Origin of the sequence: Microbacterium sp. dk485 (assembly GCF_004570445.1) — a bacterium.
GTDB classification, from domain to species: domain Bacteria; phylum Actinomycetota; class Actinomycetes; order Actinomycetales; family Microbacteriaceae; genus Microbacterium; species Microbacterium wangchenii.
Genome location: NZ_SPQW01000002.1, coordinates 1,245,074 through 1,260,280, shown reverse-complemented (window position 1 = coordinate 1,260,280; position 15,207 = coordinate 1,245,074). Strand labels below are relative to the sequence as shown.

General features: G+C 68.1%; 15 protein-coding genes and 1 tRNA gene. 7 read left to right on the top strand and 9 right to left on the bottom strand.

Features of this window, described 5'->3' with window-relative positions; translation table 11 throughout:
• Window position 1: 1 nt before the first annotated feature.
• Both E4V99_RS17020 and E4V99_RS17015 read right to left on the bottom strand, forming a co-directional pair.
• Window positions 2-370 (bottom strand): RNA-binding S4 domain-containing protein, encoded by a 369-nt coding sequence (locus E4V99_RS17020; RefSeq protein WP_240742839.1) that lies wholly within the window; start codon window positions 368-370, stop codon window positions 2-4.
• Window positions 367-1,047, bottom strand: coding sequence for a lysoplasmalogenase family protein (locus tag E4V99_RS17015; protein WP_240742840.1), 681 nt, complete (start codon window positions 1,045-1,047; stop codon window positions 367-369). Before E4V99_RS17015 ends, E4V99_RS17020 begins: the two co-directional genes overlap by 4 nt.
• Window positions 1,048-1,097: 50 nt before the next feature.
• On the opposite strand from E4V99_RS17015, the gene E4V99_RS17010 reads away from it, so the two are divergent.
• The gene (locus E4V99_RS17010) at window positions 1,098-2,273 is read left to right on the top strand and encodes a low temperature requirement protein A (RefSeq protein ID WP_187270361.1); all 1,176 of its coding nucleotides are present in this window, start codon (window positions 1,098-1,100) and stop codon (window positions 2,271-2,273) included.
• On the opposite strand, the gene E4V99_RS17005 is transcribed toward E4V99_RS17010, so the two are convergent.
• Window positions 2,257-2,838, bottom strand: coding sequence for a GNAT family N-acetyltransferase (locus E4V99_RS17005; protein ID WP_135065116.1), 582 nt, complete (start codon window positions 2,836-2,838; stop codon window positions 2,257-2,259). The genes E4V99_RS17010 and E4V99_RS17005 overlap by 17 nt on opposite strands.
• A gap of 44 nt (window positions 2,839-2,882) precedes the next feature.
• Window positions 2,883-4,334: an HNH endonuclease signature motif containing protein gene (locus tag E4V99_RS17000; protein ID WP_135117931.1), complete on the bottom strand. Its 1,452-nt coding sequence runs from the start codon at window positions 4,332-4,334 to the stop codon at window positions 2,883-2,885.
• Between the two features lie 160 nt (window positions 4,335-4,494).
• On the opposite strand from E4V99_RS17000, the gene E4V99_RS16995 reads away from it, so the two are divergent.
• A tRNA-Pro gene (locus E4V99_RS16995) sits at window positions 4,495-4,568 on the top strand.
• A gap of 457 nt (window positions 4,569-5,025) precedes the next feature.
• Here the strand turns inward: E4V99_RS16995 and E4V99_RS16990 are convergent.
• The 3 genes from E4V99_RS16990 to E4V99_RS16980 all read right to left on the bottom strand — a co-directional run bounded on the left by E4V99_RS16990 (window position 5,026) and on the right by E4V99_RS16980 (window position 7,268).
• Entirely contained in the window at window positions 5,026-5,565 is a 540-nt protein-coding gene (locus tag E4V99_RS16990) for an RNA polymerase sigma factor (protein ID WP_240742841.1), read from the bottom strand.
• Entirely contained in the window at window positions 5,558-6,133 is a 576-nt protein-coding gene (locus E4V99_RS16985) for a hypothetical protein (protein ID WP_135117930.1), read from the bottom strand. The genes E4V99_RS16990 and E4V99_RS16985 overlap by 8 nt, the downstream gene beginning before the upstream one ends.
• Before the next feature lie 193 nt (window positions 6,134-6,326).
• Entirely contained in the window at window positions 6,327-7,268 is a 942-nt protein-coding gene (locus tag E4V99_RS16980) for a helix-turn-helix domain-containing protein (RefSeq protein WP_135065125.1), read from the bottom strand.
• Window positions 7,269-7,357: 89 nt separating this feature from the next.
• Here E4V99_RS16980 and E4V99_RS16975 point away from each other — a divergent pair, with 89 nt between their 5' ends.
• Window positions 7,358-8,398, top strand: coding sequence for a carbon-nitrogen hydrolase family protein (locus tag E4V99_RS16975; RefSeq protein WP_135065128.1), 1,041 nt, complete (start codon window positions 7,358-7,360; stop codon window positions 8,396-8,398).
• 474 nt (window positions 8,399-8,872) lie between these two features.
• Here E4V99_RS16975 and E4V99_RS16970 read toward each other — a convergent pair whose 3' ends face one another.
• Window positions 8,873-9,100, bottom strand: coding sequence for a DUF2283 domain-containing protein (locus tag E4V99_RS16970; RefSeq protein ID WP_135117929.1), 228 nt, complete (start codon window positions 9,098-9,100; stop codon window positions 8,873-8,875).
• Window positions 9,101-9,721: 621 nt separating this feature from the next.
• Here E4V99_RS16970 and E4V99_RS16960 point away from each other — a divergent pair.
• Window positions 9,722-10,003, top strand: a complete 282-nt coding sequence (locus E4V99_RS16960; RefSeq protein ID WP_135117928.1) for a metalloregulator ArsR/SmtB family transcription factor — start codon at window positions 9,722-9,724, stop codon at window positions 10,001-10,003.
• Window positions 10,004-10,009: 6 nt separating this feature from the next.
• The gene (locus E4V99_RS16955) at window positions 10,010-10,399 is read left to right on the top strand and encodes a VOC family protein (RefSeq protein WP_135117927.1); all 390 of its coding nucleotides are present in this window, start codon (window positions 10,010-10,012) and stop codon (window positions 10,397-10,399) included.
• A gap of 504 nt (window positions 10,400-10,903) precedes the next feature.
• On the opposite strand, the gene E4V99_RS16945 is transcribed toward E4V99_RS16955, so the two are convergent.
• Complete coding sequence (locus E4V99_RS16945; RefSeq protein ID WP_135117926.1) at window positions 10,904-11,836, bottom strand: AraC family transcriptional regulator; 933 nt, start codon at window positions 11,834-11,836, stop codon at window positions 10,904-10,906.
• 92 nt (window positions 11,837-11,928) lie between these two features.
• Between E4V99_RS16945 and E4V99_RS16940 the strand changes: the two genes are divergently transcribed.
• Together E4V99_RS16940 and E4V99_RS16935 are read left to right on the top strand one after the other, a co-directional pair.
• Window positions 11,929-12,600: an SDR family oxidoreductase gene (locus tag E4V99_RS16940; RefSeq protein WP_135117925.1), complete on the top strand. Its 672-nt coding sequence runs from the start codon at window positions 11,929-11,931 to the stop codon at window positions 12,598-12,600.
• Window positions 12,601-12,863: 263 nt separating this feature from the next.
• On the top strand, window positions 12,864-15,146 hold the full coding sequence (locus E4V99_RS16935) for an Ig-like domain repeat protein (protein WP_135117924.1): 2,283 nt from the start codon (window positions 12,864-12,866) through the stop codon (window positions 15,144-15,146).
• Window positions 15,147-15,207 lie beyond the last annotated feature (61 nt).

Below are 15,207 nucleotides of genomic sequence, written 5' to 3'. Positions count from 1 at the left end.
CTCACTGACCGCGGAGGCGGTCGATCTCGCGGCGCTCGCGCTTGGTGGGGCGGCCGGCACCGCGGTCGCGCTGCGCGAACGCGGGGATGCTCTCGCGCGGTGGAGCCGGCGGCGTGCGGTCGTCCACGGCCAGCGCCGCCTGCGGCGCTCCCACGCGCTTCGCTATCGGTTCCCGCACCACCAGGATGCGGTCGAACCCGGCGATCCGCACGCGCAGCTCATCGCCGGGCTTGACCTGCTGCGCCGCTTTCGCGCGTTCGCCGTTGACGCGGACGTGACCGGCGCGACACGCGGTGGTCGCCGCCGACCGGGTCTTGTACACGCGGATCGCCCACAGCCACGAGTCCAGGCGGACGGAGCCGGCCGTCACGAGATCCTCCGCGCGCGGACGACGCCGGCGGCGATGAGGCCCTGGCCGAGGGTGTAGGTGAGCATGACGAGGGCGCCCGTCCATTCCGGCAGGGCGTCCGGGACGAAGATGCGGAAGGCCAGCAGGGTGTCGGAGGTGAGGAAGAACACCGCCCCCCACGTGATCATGCGGGTGGTGCGGGCGGCCGTGGCCGCGGTGCCGGCCAGCACGATGCCGTACAGGGCGACGGCGACGGTGAGCGCGCCGAGGTGGGGCCACAGCACGGCCAGCAGGACGACCCACCACACGAGGTAGACCGCCGTCCAGCGGGGCAGGCGCCGGGCGGGGAGCTCGCGGGCGAAGAGCCAGATGTAGGCGAGGTGCGCGAGCCCGAAGCACGCGAGCATGACGGGGAGTTCGGGCAGGAACGGGAAGAACGTCGCCGCGCCGTCGCCCAGCCACGACATGCCGATGGCCGCGAGCAGGAGGACGAGCGTCCGTCCGGCGCGGAGCGGGCGCGCCGCCCACAGCACCGCGAGGGCCAAGGCGGGCATGAGCAGGAGCTTGGTGGGGCCGGCGATCGCGGAGGCGTCGACAGCGAGGGCGCCGACGTGGACCACGGAGATCAGGGCGTAGGGAACGAATCCGCCGATCGCCGTCCGCGTCGCCGGGCGGGCCTGCATCGGTGCGGTGGTCATCCGCTCATCGTAGGGGCGCCGCCGCGCACCCGCGGCCCATAATCGGACGCATGACGGATGCGGCGGCACGTTTCGGCCTGCGACGGATGACGGCGCGCGATGCGCTCCAGTCCCATCGGGTGGCCTCGCCCCTGGAGCTGCTGTTCGACCTCGTCTTCGTGGTGGCGGTATCGCAGGCCTCGAGCACGCTGCACGACCTCATCAGCGAAGGACGGATCGGGGCGGGGGTGCTGACCTACCTCATGGTGTTCTTCGCGGTGTGGTGGGCGTGGATGAACTTCACGTGGTTCGCGTCGGCGTTCGATACCGACGACTGGCTGTACCGCACGCTGGCGATCGTGCAGATGGGCGGCGTGCTGGTACTGGCCGCCGGTGTCCGCGACGCCATGCTGCTCTCCGATTACACCGTGATCACCTTGGGCTATGTCGTGATGCGGCTGGCGATGGTGGCGCAGTGGCTGCGGGTCGCCGCATCCGATTCCGCGTCGCGTCCGACGGCGGTGCGGATGGCGGCGGGGATCGGCGCGGTGCAGGTGCTGTGGGTGGCTCGCGCGGCGGTGCTGGGCGATGAGGCGCCGGCGTGGACCTTCGGGCTGCTCGTGATCGCCGAACTCGCGGTGCCGGTGTGGGCGGAATTGCGGGGGCGGACGCAGTGGCATCCGCACCACATCGCCGAGCGGTTCGGCCTGTTCACCCTCCTGCTGCTGGGCGAGAGCCTGCTGGCCTCGGCGAATGCGCTCATCGACGCGATCGCGGAAGGCGAGCACGTCGCCGAACTGCTGTGGCTGGCCGGGTCGGGCTTGTTCATCACCGCCGCGATCTGGTGGATCTACTTCGCGCGTGAGCAGTACGACGGCCTCGGGGAGCTCCGGGGCGGTTTCACGTTCGGGTACGTGCACTACGTGATCTTCGCGGCCGTCGGCGCCGTGTCATCGGGCGTGGAGGTGGAGATCGACGAGGTCACCGGGCATACGGAGATCTCGGATGCGGCGGCCGGCCTGGCCCTCACGGCACCCCTGGCGGTGTTCCTCGTGAGCGCGTGGGCGCTGCTGCTGCGCCGCCGGGTGGCGCGGTGGGTGTCGGTGGTTCTGGTGGCGGGGAGCGTGCTCGTGGCGTTGGCGGGACTCCTCGCGGTGGGCGAGTTCGTGGTGGCCGCGCTCGTCATGACGGGTGTCGTGGTCGCGTTGGAGGTGGATGCTGCGCGCGGCGCTACGCGTCGAGCGTGAGCGATACGAGCGCCCGGTCGGGGCGGGGCTGGGCGACGATGTCGAATCCGGCGTCCGTGAAGACCTGGAGCACGCCGTGGTACAGCTCGTTGGCGGGGCGCTTCTTGACCGTCGGATCGAAGGGGTAGGCCTCGACCGCGCGGGCGCCGCCGTCGCGCGCGTGCGAGACGGCTGCATCCAGGAGGCGGGCCATGAGCCCGGAGCCGCGGTGCTCCTTGCGCACGACGAAGCACGTCACCGCCCAGACGGAGGGGTCATCGAGCGGTTCGGGGGAGTTTGCCGTGATCATGCGCGTGGCGGCGATGCGGGCCTGCCGGACACGGGGGCCGACGCGGACCCACCCGGCGGGGGTGCCGTCGACGTAGGCGATGAGACCGGGGGAGGGCTCGGTGGCAAGCTCTGCGCGGAGCATCTCGATCTTCTCCTCCTTCGTGGTCGTGCGGAACGGTTCGTTGCGCAGGGTCCACCACTGGCATTGGCAGGAGGGGCCGTCGCCGCCGCCGGTGAGGGCATGCTCGGCGTCGTCGAAGCGGTCGGCGGTGGCGGGGAGGATCTGAACGCTCATGCCGGAACGATAGGCCGGTGTCCCGACACTCGCCAGATCGGGCATCAGGCGACGAGGTGGTAGGCGAGCGGGTCGAAGCGTCGTCGTCCGCCGAGCCGTGGTGCGCGGTGCGGGTCGACATGGGACGGTGGGATGAACCAGACCGTGCCCGCCGAGGGTGGCGCGCCGGGTGGGGCCTCGATGCGGATCTCCCAGTTGTCCGCGTGCACCCGGTGGTGGCACGAGGTGCACAGCAGGATGCCGTTGGCCAGATCGGTGGTTCCGCCGTCGCGCTGCCACCAGCGGATGTGGTGGGCTTCGGCGAAGGCGGGGGGCAGATGGCAGAACGCGCATCCGCCGTCGCGTTCGACGAGTGCGAGTCGCTGCGCGGCGCTGAAGTGGCGGCGGGCACGGCCGAAGTCGAGGACCTCGCTCGCGGTTCCGAGGACGCAGGGGATGAGGTCGGCGGCGGCGGCCATCCTGCGGGCGGTGCCGGCGTCGATGGGCTGCTCGATGCCGTCGATCGTCGCCACACCCGCGCCCTCGCGCAGCTGGCTGAGATCCATGCGCACAACGACCGCGGTGGACGGCTTCGGCAGAGTGTTCTGGTCGCAGCCGGAGGCGTGCCGGCAGATCGCCGCGAGCGCGTCGGCGCGCATCTGCGGAAGAGAGCGGGTCTCGGGAGCCACCGGACCGCCGTTCGTGGCCGGCGCATCATCGGCTGCATCGCCGGCTGGGCCGTCGACGGTCAGACCCGACGCGGTGTTGTGTCCGCGCGAGGTGCGGAGCTGAGTGGTGACGATCGCGTCGATGGCGGCCACGATAGGGGCGGCGGTCTCCGCATCCAGGCGGGCGGTGAGGACGGTCATTCCGGTGGCGTCCTGCTGGATCTTCAGCGACCGCTGCCCGTGCAGTTCTCCCACCACGGGCTCGAGGCCATCGGGGTCGAGGTGCGCCTCCGCGCGACGCAGGACCGCGTGCAGTTCGTCGAGGGACAGCAGCGGTGCCTGCCGGACGAGTGCGGTCTCTGCATCCGCTCGTGTGTCGGCGTCGACGCGGACGGCGACGCGGTCGAGCATCGCGCTGATCGCGGACGCCGCGGCGACACTGACCATTCCGTCGTGCAGCGCGCGGGCGATGTGCGGGTGGCGTGCGGGTGCCGCTTCGCCCGAGAAGAGCGTGCGTTCGCGGGTCGCTTCGCCGACCTGGATGAGGCGCACGGCGTCGCCGGTGTGGCCGCCCGTGGCGGCGGCGATGAGCTTGGCGGGGGAGCGGAACCCCGCCTGTCTGGCCAGCCCGTCGGAGCCGAATTCCGGTCGCGACCGCGCCGACATCTCGGCGGCCACGCGCGCGTGCACACCGTCGAGCAGGCGACGCGCTCCCGCGATGCGCTGATTGATGTCGAGCAGCGCCGCCGCCGACATGCCGCGCTCATCCGCGCCGGAACCGCTCGCCTCGACCCACGCCGACCGCAGCGCGGTCAGTGTGTCGAGGAGGGCGTCCACCGGGTTCGCCATACTTCATGGAACCACGAACCTCGGACATTCGTTCGAATGTCGAGGAGGGTTGTGGAGAACTCTCGGGCCGCCCGCCATGGGGAGGACGCGGCCGCGCGCGTTCGCGGGAGGTCTGCGGAGCGGGTAGGATGGTGGAGTTGTCCGCTTGCGGGCAACGGACCGGGATGTGGCGCAGCTTGGTAGCGCACTTGACTGGGGGTCAAGGGGTCGCAGGTTCAAATCCTGTCATCCCGACCGGTAAGTCCCGGGAACCTGAGGGTTCCCGGGACTTCCTAGTTGGTGAGACGTGACCACGTGATCGCAAATGCCATCTTCTTATCCGCTCAGCGCCGTATCGCGGCGCTGAGCGTCGGCTAGCTCGACTCCCATCCGGTTGCATCGGAACGGTGGAGCGGCATCGGGCGCACCTACTGAGTATGGGCGCCGTAGACACCTGACCCTCGAAGTTTGGGGGTCTGATCGATCCGCCTGCGGGCCCTGAGGTGCCGGCTGGGATGCGTGGCGGTCCGGTGGTGAGAGCCGTACCGTTGTCGTATCACTGCTTGGCCCCGGCCTTCATCGCTGGTTTGGGCCTCTGCTTGGGCTGGCTTTCACCTTCGCAGTCCTAAACGAGGGCCGCGCCGCCCGAGTGAGAATCCGCTTCAGAGCGGACGCGCCATTGAGCGGGGAGGCGCCTACTGACCGACCGGACCTATCGGGCGTCGCGTAATGGGTCTGCTTTTGCGGCGGCGGGTCGCAATGCGTTGAGTGTCGGGTCGTCGCTGAGTGTGTGGCGTGCGCGCTGGTACCGGCCTCGCGCGGTGGATTCGCTGACGCCAAGAACTGTCGCCGCGTCGATCACGCTGAACCCTTCCCAGTGCACAAGTCGGATCAGTTCGGCTTGATCGGTTGGGAGGCGGCTGATTGCGGCGCGGACTTCGTCAAGCTGAGGTGGCACGCTTGCGATCCGCAGCTGTTGTCGCAGGCGGTCAGCGAGTCGGTGGTGGCGCTGGTTGCTGCGCGCCCAGTTCCTCACCGTGTTGCCAGCGACCCCGTACACCCACATTCGCGCCTGCTCATCACCAACCGGTATCGCCGCACGCCGACGCCACGCGGTAAGAAGGCACTCCGACAGCAGGTCGGCTGCGTCTTCGTCAACACGAACGCGGCGACGGAAAAAGGCCAGCAGCTCCGGAGCGATCATCCGCAGCCATTCCGAAGACCCCGGTTCCGGCGTACCCGAATCACTCATCGAACACCTCCGGCGGGCAGTTCGTGGAGCTGTCGAGTTTCACGCCGCCGCCGGTCAGCCCGCGCTCTTGCATCTCGAGCCCGATCGCGATGGCCAACGCCATGCTGTCAGCAAGTTCCGGTGGACCGTTACCGACTCCTCCGATCTCTCGTATTTCGCGCGCCTCATCGGCGAACGAGGCAAGATCTACCGAGCGGAGCCAGGCCCGTGCTGCTTGGAGACGTTCGATGGAGTCATCACCCGCTGTCTTCCCGTCGGCGAGTGCTCGCAACTGGGTTTCACACGTCACAACCGCCCCGTCGACGGCGATCGGCTCGGACCGGAATGACAAGTCATCGGACGGCACCCACATCCACCAGTCGTTGAGTAACGGCACCGCCACCGCGGCGCCAGCGCCGACGATGAGGACACCTGCAAGAGTCACCGTCGCCACGGCTGACCGCGGCCGCCACCACGGTCGTCGCACCTCGGTCGTGATCTCCCGCGCCATCTCGGCTGCAAGCGCGTCGACCCGCGTCGACTGCTCAGTCAGCGATCCCGATCGAGCAAGGAGGTCATCCAGCGTCATCTGCCCCATGACTCGTACATGTCCGCCATCGACCACAACTTAACGCGATCATCAGAATCGTCAGCTACCTCGCCTAGGTAGGTGTCGCTCACCGATCGGAATACGGACAAACCGCCTCGCCTGTGCACTGCTAGGGGGAGACGGCAGATTCGGCGGCATTGTGGGTCCTGACCGTATTCGTCGGCCTGAGCGGTTACCCATTCCGCCAGCGGATAGGTGGCATGCCGAATCTCGAGGCGAAAGCGCGAGAGAACGAGGAGGCGTCCGCGAAGCCGCGACGTTCCGCGATCTCCGCGATCGTCCATTCGCGGAGGCCCTCATCTCTGAGGTCGGCGGCCGCACGCTCGAGTCGGATGTTCTTGACGGTCTCGGCGACGCTGTTGTCGGATTGCTGGAATACCCGGTGCAGGTGCGCGAGAGATAGATGCACGCCGACGGCGATGGAGGGTGGGGTCAGCGAGGGATCGTCCGCGTTCATCGCGATGAATGCGCGCGCCCTATCAAGCAGTTCTGCCGACCGGGAGATCCGATCGCCAGAGGATAGGGAGAGCGCCAGCAGATCTAACCCGGACAGCGTCAGCCGCTCAGCCTCGACGGCGTTCGAGTTTTCGATAGCGCGCGGGATCGCTGTGATGAGGGGGCCGACCGCGCGACCGAGCCCGTGCGACCCGGGCACGCGCACGGCGGTCTTGCCCAGTAGCGACCTCATGGCGACCGTGTCGGCGAGTGGGACTTGCAACACCGCCTGTCGATGGGTCCCACCTGGAAACGCAAGATCGTACGGCTCGCTTGAACAGTAGACAGCGATGTCGCCCGGTTCGAGGAAGGCCTCGCGGCCACCCTGACGAACGACGCAGGTGCCTCCCAGCTGCACGGAAACGAGAAGTGCCCCGCCATCGTCCGTGGTGCGTGCCCGGCTTCGACGTACCACGTGAGGCTCGCCTCGCACATCGACGGTGCTCGCCCGGACCCAGCCGTTCACGGCGGTGGACATCCGCGTGCGCAGATAATCATCCGAGCGCAGCGACAGGACATCCAGCCGAACGAAGGACTCGCTCAGACGCTCTCGCCAAGTCCGCAGATCCACCTGTTCTCGTGGGGTCGGTGCCATCGCCATTCCCAAGTTGAGACGCATCGTCAAGCATCGTGAGATCCACAGTCAAGGCGGTCGGGATCGACTCTCGTACGTTGATCTGGAAGCAAGTGTCTCCCAGAGGAGTGGCGATGTCCAAGGTAGAACCGTTCAAGGCCGCAGCAATTCAGGCGGAACCGGCGTGGCTCGATGTCGCCGCTGGCGTCGACAAGGCCATCAGCCTCATCAGGGAAGCGGCCACCAATGGCGCCAAACTCGTTGCGTTTCCTGAGACATGGATTCCGGGTTACCCGCACTTTCTCTGGCTCGGCCCTCAGTCGGCCGGCATGGCGTTCGTTCCGGGCTACCACGAGAACTCGATCGCCATCGGGGATGAGAACTTTCAGCGCCTCGCGGACGCCGCCGGTAAGCACGGCATCACCGTCGTGATGGGAGCGAGCGAGCGTGACAAGGGGTCGCTGTACATGGCCCAATTCATCTTCGGCGCCGACGGTTCCACGATCGCGACGCGCCGGAAACTGAAGCCCACGCACGTGGAGCGAGCGCTCTTCGGGGAGGGGGACGGGAGCAACATCGCCGTCCATGACGTCGAGGGTATCGGCAGGTTGGGCGCGCTGAACTGCTGGGAGCACCTGCAACCGCTGACCAAGTACGCCATGTACGGACTGGGAGAGCAGGTGCACGTCGCTTCGTGGCCGTCGTTCTGCCTCTACCGCGGCGGCGCCTACGCGCTCGGTGAAGAAGTCAACATGGCCGCCAGCCAGGTGTACGCCGTCGAAGGTGGAGCTTTCGTTCTGGCAGCCACCACTGTTACTGGACCGGCCGGATTGGAGCTCTTCGCGAAGACGGACGAGCAGCGAGCGCTGCTCGGCGGTGGTGGCGGCGGCTCGAGCCGCATCTACGGACCCGACGGCAGCCGGCTCACCGCTCCGATCCCCGAGGATGAGGAGGGCATCGTCTATGCCGACATCGACCTCTCCCTGATTCCGGTGTCCAAGATGGCAGCGGATCCGGCCGGGCACTATGCCCGCGCCGACGTCACCCGACTCATCGTCGACCGCACGCCCCGTCCCCCGGTCGAGTACATCGACAACAGCGTGCCGCAATCGCAGCCCGTCAGCTCCGAGACGCAGACGGCGAGTTCAACCGTGGAGACCGCGACGGTCCGATAGGACTCACCACCGGTGGGCCGTAGACGAAACCATTGCGGCTCACCCGCTCTGTTGGGACCCACAGTCAACCGTGCCGGGGGTGAGCCGTCTCTACGCACGACTTCGGATCCCTATCCGGGCGATGACCGCTACCGTGCACGCCGTGCTCACGGCTGGCGCTTCCAAGCCACCGAGCCGGCGGGGGAGTCGTTCGTCTTCGACGTCTACCGGGCGACGACGGCCGGCACATGCACCGCGCCTACGACTGACGTTGGGGCCGCGTATCAGCGGCGCGGCGCTTGTTATCGAAAGTCGGTGACCGCCTCCCCGTCGGCTGGCGCGTTGAGGAGTGGGCGGTCCCAGTACCTTCGCCGGCGCATCGGAGCGGTCGCTTAGGGTACGGCTCGGAGCGCGGAACGGATTGCGGCGTGCGGGCGGTCGACGGATCTCCTCCACAACTGTTGGCTCGCAGCTATTGCGCTTCCTCGCCGGTCGCTATGAGAGCACCTCGGCGTCCGCCAGCGTGAGGGGCGTATGGAGCGCCGATGCGCCGAGGATCTCAACACCGAGCAGGCGGCCCTCTGCATCGAGATCCAGGACGATCGTCCCGTTTGAGCGCTCGATGACGACGTTCTCTACGGATTCGCCCGCGTCGATCAAGGGCGCGACCGGCAGGTAGGCAGCATCAACCGAAGGATCGATGGTGAAGCGGCGCTCGGTCATGTGTCGACGTAGCGAATCACGAGCCAGGCGCGCGCAAGCCGGACGGGGCCGGCGGCCGGTCGCACTCCGCGCTTCGCGCGAGATGCGTACCTGGGTGCCCGCGTTTGGCGAGCGCGGAGGGGGTCCGTTCAGTCGTCAACGGAGCGAGTCGAGAGGCCGTTGGTAGGCGGCGCTATCGTTGCGAGCGGCGCCAGTCATCAGCAATGCGTTGGGACTGATCCTGCGTGAGTATTCGCCCTCGCAGGGAATAACCACGATCTTGGTCAGCCCGGCATGCCAGGCGCGGACCCACCACCTGTGGCCACAATTTCGGCCATGCCCGCTCCCACTCGCTCCGTTCCGCTGTGGAGGCAACTCGTTCAATCGGGCCCGCGGGCGTGTCGACCAGCAGAGGCGGGAGATCTACACCGTCGGGGCAGAGATTGTGGGCCTCGCGGATCCAGAGCATCTCCAGAAGCGCGTTGGGCCTGTCTTCGCTCAGCTGCACGATTCCGCGGCAGCCGGAGGTTGGTGACACCGGAGCCACGGCGTCCACGGCGATGCCGCCGGATCGCAAGTCCTGAGGGCGACGTGCGAGGTGGACCATAGACATGCAAGTAAAGAGTTGCCTATAGTTCCGGTGTGGGTGATGTCTTCAAAGCGTTGTCCGACCCGACTCGGCGGATCATCCTGGACGAGCTGACCGACCGCGACGGGCAGTCGCTGTTCGAAATCTGCTCGCGTCTGGCAATGCGGCACGGCAGGACGTCGACGCGGCAGGCCATCTCGCAGCACCTGACCGTGCTGGAGGAAGCCGATCTGGTCCGCTCGCGCAGGGAGGGGCGCACGAAGATCCACCATCTCAATACTGAACCGCTGCGGTCGATCGTCGACCGCTGGCCACTACCCACACTCGAGGAGTGATCAGCCATGCCCAGGATCAACGTCGCGAGCGTGCTGGTCGATGACCAGACCAAAGCGCTCGCTTTCTACACCGATGTGCTCGGCTTCGTCGCCAAGACGGACGTCCCGCTGGGGGAGTACCGGTGGCTCACGGTCGTCGGAGCGCAGGAACCTGAGGGCGTCGAGCTGCTGCTGGAGCCCGACGCCCACCCGGCCGCGAAAGCGTACAAGCAGGCGTTGGTTGAGGACGGCATCCCTTTCACCTCCTTCGCGGTCGACGACGTCGCAGCTGTCCATGCGGAGCTCCGTGCGCGGGGCGTCACCTTCCGGCAGACGCCGACGACGATGGGGCCTGTCGTCACGGCGGTGCTGGACGACACCTGTGGCAATCTGATCCAGCTCACGAGCCCCGCATGAGCGCCGACTCCGCCCCCAACGCGCTCGACGACGAGGGCCGCAGGACGGGATGGTGATCGGAGAGTGACCCACACGGCGGGATCAACACCGGCGCGTACGTCGAAGGGAACCGCCACGGCGTCTGGCGTCACTACTTCACAAACGGGTCCCTGCGATCGGAGGGCGAGTACCAAGGCGGAAAGCTGCACGGGAGCTGGGTCTGGTACCGCGCGACCGGGGGTCTACTCCAACGCGGAGGCTTCCTCGACGACGAGAAACACGGTCTCTGGGAGCGATGGAACACCGACGGGGCCCCGCTTGACACGACGCACTGGGACCGGGGCAAGAAGCTCCGCGCATCGCGACCCCCCGCGTCGTGAGCTCAGGCTCCTTGATCAGCTTCCGCACGTGGCCGCGGGCTATCGAGGGGTCGACCGGTCGGTAAGAGGCTGCACATCGAGCGGTGAGCCCGTCCTCTCGGTAGCCGAATCCTGTCACGGTACCGAACGCGAGAACACGGAGAGCTCAGGAGGCGATGGTGCCGGCGCGTGCGGCAACGCGGAACCGGCCGGGCGGGACGCCTTGTTGGCGGCGGAACGCACGACTGAACGCATAGACAGACGTGTAGCCGACGTGCTGAGCGATCACTTCGAGGGTGTCGTCGGTGTCGCGAAGTCGGCGTGCGGCGAGATCGAGCCGGCGGCGGGTGAGGTACGCGGCCGGCGTTTCGCCGAGGATCGCAGGGAAGCGGCGCGCGAGCGTCGCTCGCGACACAGCGGCCTCTCTGGCGAGCCTCGTGACCGTCCATGCGTCGCCCGGGGCGGCGTCTATCAACGCCATCGCCGCGCTGACCGCGGGGTCGCGGACGGCGTGCAGCGGGGAAGCAGCGCTGTCGTCCTCACGGGCCAACCACGCGCGCAACGCCTGTACGAGCAGCACGTCGATGAGGCGGGCCAGGACGACCGGGCTCCCCGGTCGCGGTGCGGCCAGTTCCCGCCCCACCAGCCTGACCGTCTCGGCGAGCCCCTCGTCCTCGCCCTGCCCGCGAAGCAGCAGGACCGGCGGGAGCGCCGCGAGGAGTGGGGCGGAGGTGACGGGATCGTGGGCGTAATGCGCGCAGAGGATATGCGTCCGCGCCGAACCCCGCCCCATCCGAACGGTCCCGTCCCCAGCGACCAAGGGGTCGTCGGAGCGTTGCGGCGACGTACGGGCGAGCGTGTCCGGATCGCTCGCCAGGGCGTGTGCACCGCCGCTCGGAAGCAGGAGCAGGTCGCCGGGCAGCAGCTGCACCGGATCGCCGCCCTCCGGAGCGATCCACACGGTGCCCGCTGTCACGGCGTGGAAGGCTGCCCCCGGTGTCTCCGCCGACCACCAGCCCCAGTCCTCCCCGGCGGCGATGCGTGCGCCGAGAACTCCCCGCACCCCTTGAGTGTCGATGAGTCCCGATAGGGCGTCCATGGTGCCTGAGCGTATCCCAGTTGAGCGTTACAGATATCGATATGAGCAGTTTTGGCATTGAGAGGCGCGAGGAAGCGTCCTACGTTAGTCGCGTGAACATTGAAGGAAGCGTGGCACTCGTCACAGGCAGCAACCGCGGCATCGGCCGGCATTTCGTCCAGCACCTGCTGGAGAGAGGGGCCTCGAAGGTGTACGCCACCGCGAGGAACCCAGAGACCATCGATGTGCCGGGGGCGGTCCCGCTCGCGCTGGACGTCACCGACCCCGCGTCGGTGGCAGACGTGGCCGCCGTCGCCACCGACCTGACCCTCCTGATCAACAACGCCGGTGTCTCCACCGGAACCGATCTCGTCACCGGGGAGCTCGCCGCGATCAGGAACGAGTTCGAGACGAACTTCTTCGGCCCCCTCGCGATGGTCCGCGCGTTCGCACCGGTTCTGGCCCGAAACGGGGGCGGCGGCATCCTCAACGTGAACTCGCGCCTGTCCTGGCTCTCGGTCGCCGGCGCCAATGCTTACTCGGCGTCGAAGGCCGCCTCGTGGAGCATGACCAACGGCGTGCGCCTGGAACTGGTCGGGCAGGGCACCCAGGTCACCGGCCTCTATCTGAGCGCCACCGAGACAGACATGATGGCCGGCTGGGACATCCCCAAGAACGACCCGGCCGACGTGGTCACCGCGGCGCTCGACGGGCTCCAGGCGGGCGCGCCGGAGGTTCTCGCCGATCAGGACACCGTCGACGCCAAGGCCGCCCTCGCCGCCTGAGACGGTCGCGCACTTCCTGCGCGGGGTGATCGCCATCGGAGGGCCGGCCGTCACTGTTGACGTCACCGTTGACGACGGTCTGGTAAACCGGTTAACCTGCTCGCGTACGGTGGCAGGGCCTCAGGCGGCATAACGCAAGGAACGCTGGATGTCGTGCTCCGTTCCGGTGGGCTCATAAGCGGTCCCGCCGCGCAATGAGGCGAGAGGAATCGTCCCGGATGAGACGCCAACGACCCCTGTTGACCGCGTTCGCGGCATCTGCCGTGGTTGCTGCGACACTGAGCGCGACACCCGCCTCGGGGGAGGAGCCGGGCGCTCCGCCGGTGCCGAGCGCACCGCCGGCGATCGCCGACCAGGTGACGGGCGTGCTGCTCGACGACGACTTCGACGGGGTCGCGTTGGACTCGACGGTATGGACGAAGGGATGGTTCGGCAACGGCGCGGACGTGACCGCTCCGGTGAACGCCGGGCAGGCGCAGTGCTACGACCCCGACAACGTCACCGTCAGCGGCGGTGAGGTCGCGCTCGACCTCACGGAGGAGAATCTGACCTGCGGCGGCGTCGAGCGCGCCTATGCCGGGGGAATGATCAACTCCTACGGCAAGTTCACCGTTCGGCCGGGGAGCTTCCTCGAGGCCCGCGTCTATCTACCAGGCACTACGGGGGCGATCGAGAACGAGCCGACCGTCTGGATGCAGGGACGCAGCCTGAACTGGCCGAGCAACGGCACCGTGGTACTCATGAAGGGCGAACCGGGCGGCGCGTGCGCCTCAGTCACGCGGGCCGACGGCGCCAGCGAGAAGCGGTGTGCGGCGCTCGAGCTGGACGCCTGGCACACGGTCGGCGCGCACTGGAAGGTCGATGGCACGGTCGACATCTACTACGACGGCATGCCGACCGCGAGCTTCGCGCTCGGCACCACCGATCCGATGTATCCGATCCTGAACGTCGCAGCCTGGCCGAATCGTGTGGTCGCGCCGAGCACGTTCGCGGTCGATTACGTGCGGGCATGGGACACGGTGCGCGGCGTCATGCCCGCACCGCCGGTCCGGCAGGCCTCGGCGTGCGGCATCGAACCGGTGATCGTGATCCCCGAGCTCGACGGCGTCTCGTACACGCAGGCACGCACCGGGAATGAGCTCACGGTCACAGCCGAAGCAGCGCTCGGATATTCGCTGACGCCCGGTGCGCAGACCGAGTGGGTCTTCGACGTGACCCCCCTCGAGTGCCCGCCCGGCGGCGGGGCCGGTGAGCCGCATCCGCTTGCGCCGCCCGAGGTGGCTGGAGCCATGACCTCGGTGCTGCTGGACGACGGCTTCGACGCGCCGGCGCTGGACGCGAGCGTCTGGAACCGCGGGTGGGTCGACGGCGTGGACGGCGAGATGACGACGCCTGTCAACGTCGGCACGGAGATCCAGTGCTACGACCCGGACAACATCCGGATCCAGGACGGTTCACTCGAGCTGCACTTCGTCGAGCGCGCGACCGAGTGCGAGCGCCGCGGCACCTCGTTCGAATACGACTACGCGGGGGCGATGATCCAGAGCTGGAAGAAGTTCGCCGTCGGCCCGGGAAGTTTCGTCGAGGCGCGCATGCGCACCGAGCAGGCCCCGCACGGCATCGCCAACTGGCCGGCGTTCTGGCTCAACGGTGAGAGCCACAACTGGCCGCATACGGGCGAGATCGACGTGATGGAGGGCCTGGCCGGCCAGGCCTGCGCGAGCGTGCACGGACCCGACATCGATGAACGCGCGTGCCTCGACGTCGCACCGGACGCCTGGCATGTCTACGGTGCGCACTGGCGTACGGATGGCAACATCGACTTCTACTACGACGGGGTCCACCTGGCGACGCACTACCTCGGGACGACCGATCGTCAGTACCTCATCCTCAACCTCGCGGCGTCGAACGCGCGGGATCCGAAAGCCCCGAGCGTGCTCGCCGTCGACTATGTCCGGGCGTGGGACGAGGGGCCGTCCGCACCGGATGAGGTGCGTCCGGAGGCGACGCTCGTGACGCCGAGCTCGGCGGGACCGCTGCGAAGTATCGACCTCCGCGTCGATGCCTCCGACGATCAGGGGCTGAGCAGGATCGTGGCGAACGTCTACCGTGCCGGAACCCTCGTGCGGAGCACGCAGTCAGCCGTCGACGGTGCGGTGTCGGCAACACACACGGCCTCGGTCACGGTGCCTGACGGCGAATACACCGTCAAGTTCAACGCTCATGACGCCGCCGGGAACGTCTCCCGGACGGGGACGTTCGATCTCGTGGTCGACTCGACACCGCCCACGGCGGCGGTCAAGAACGGCGACCGATTCACCGTGCAGGCCGGCGATGGCTACGACCTGGTGAGCTTCAAACTCCATGACGCGGGGAAGATCGATCGCATCGAACTCAACGGAACCGTCAAGGACCTGTCGGACGATGCGTGGTCAGACCTGAACTTCATCGAGCCGGGTGTGTTCGGCGCGATCGCCGGGGTCAACTCGCTGGTTCTCTTCGACGTCGCGGGAAACAGTCAGACGGTCGTGTTCACGCTCACCTGATCACCGCCGCCGCATGGCCACGACTGCGCCGCGCCCATCCGGGGGCGCGGCGCAGCCATTT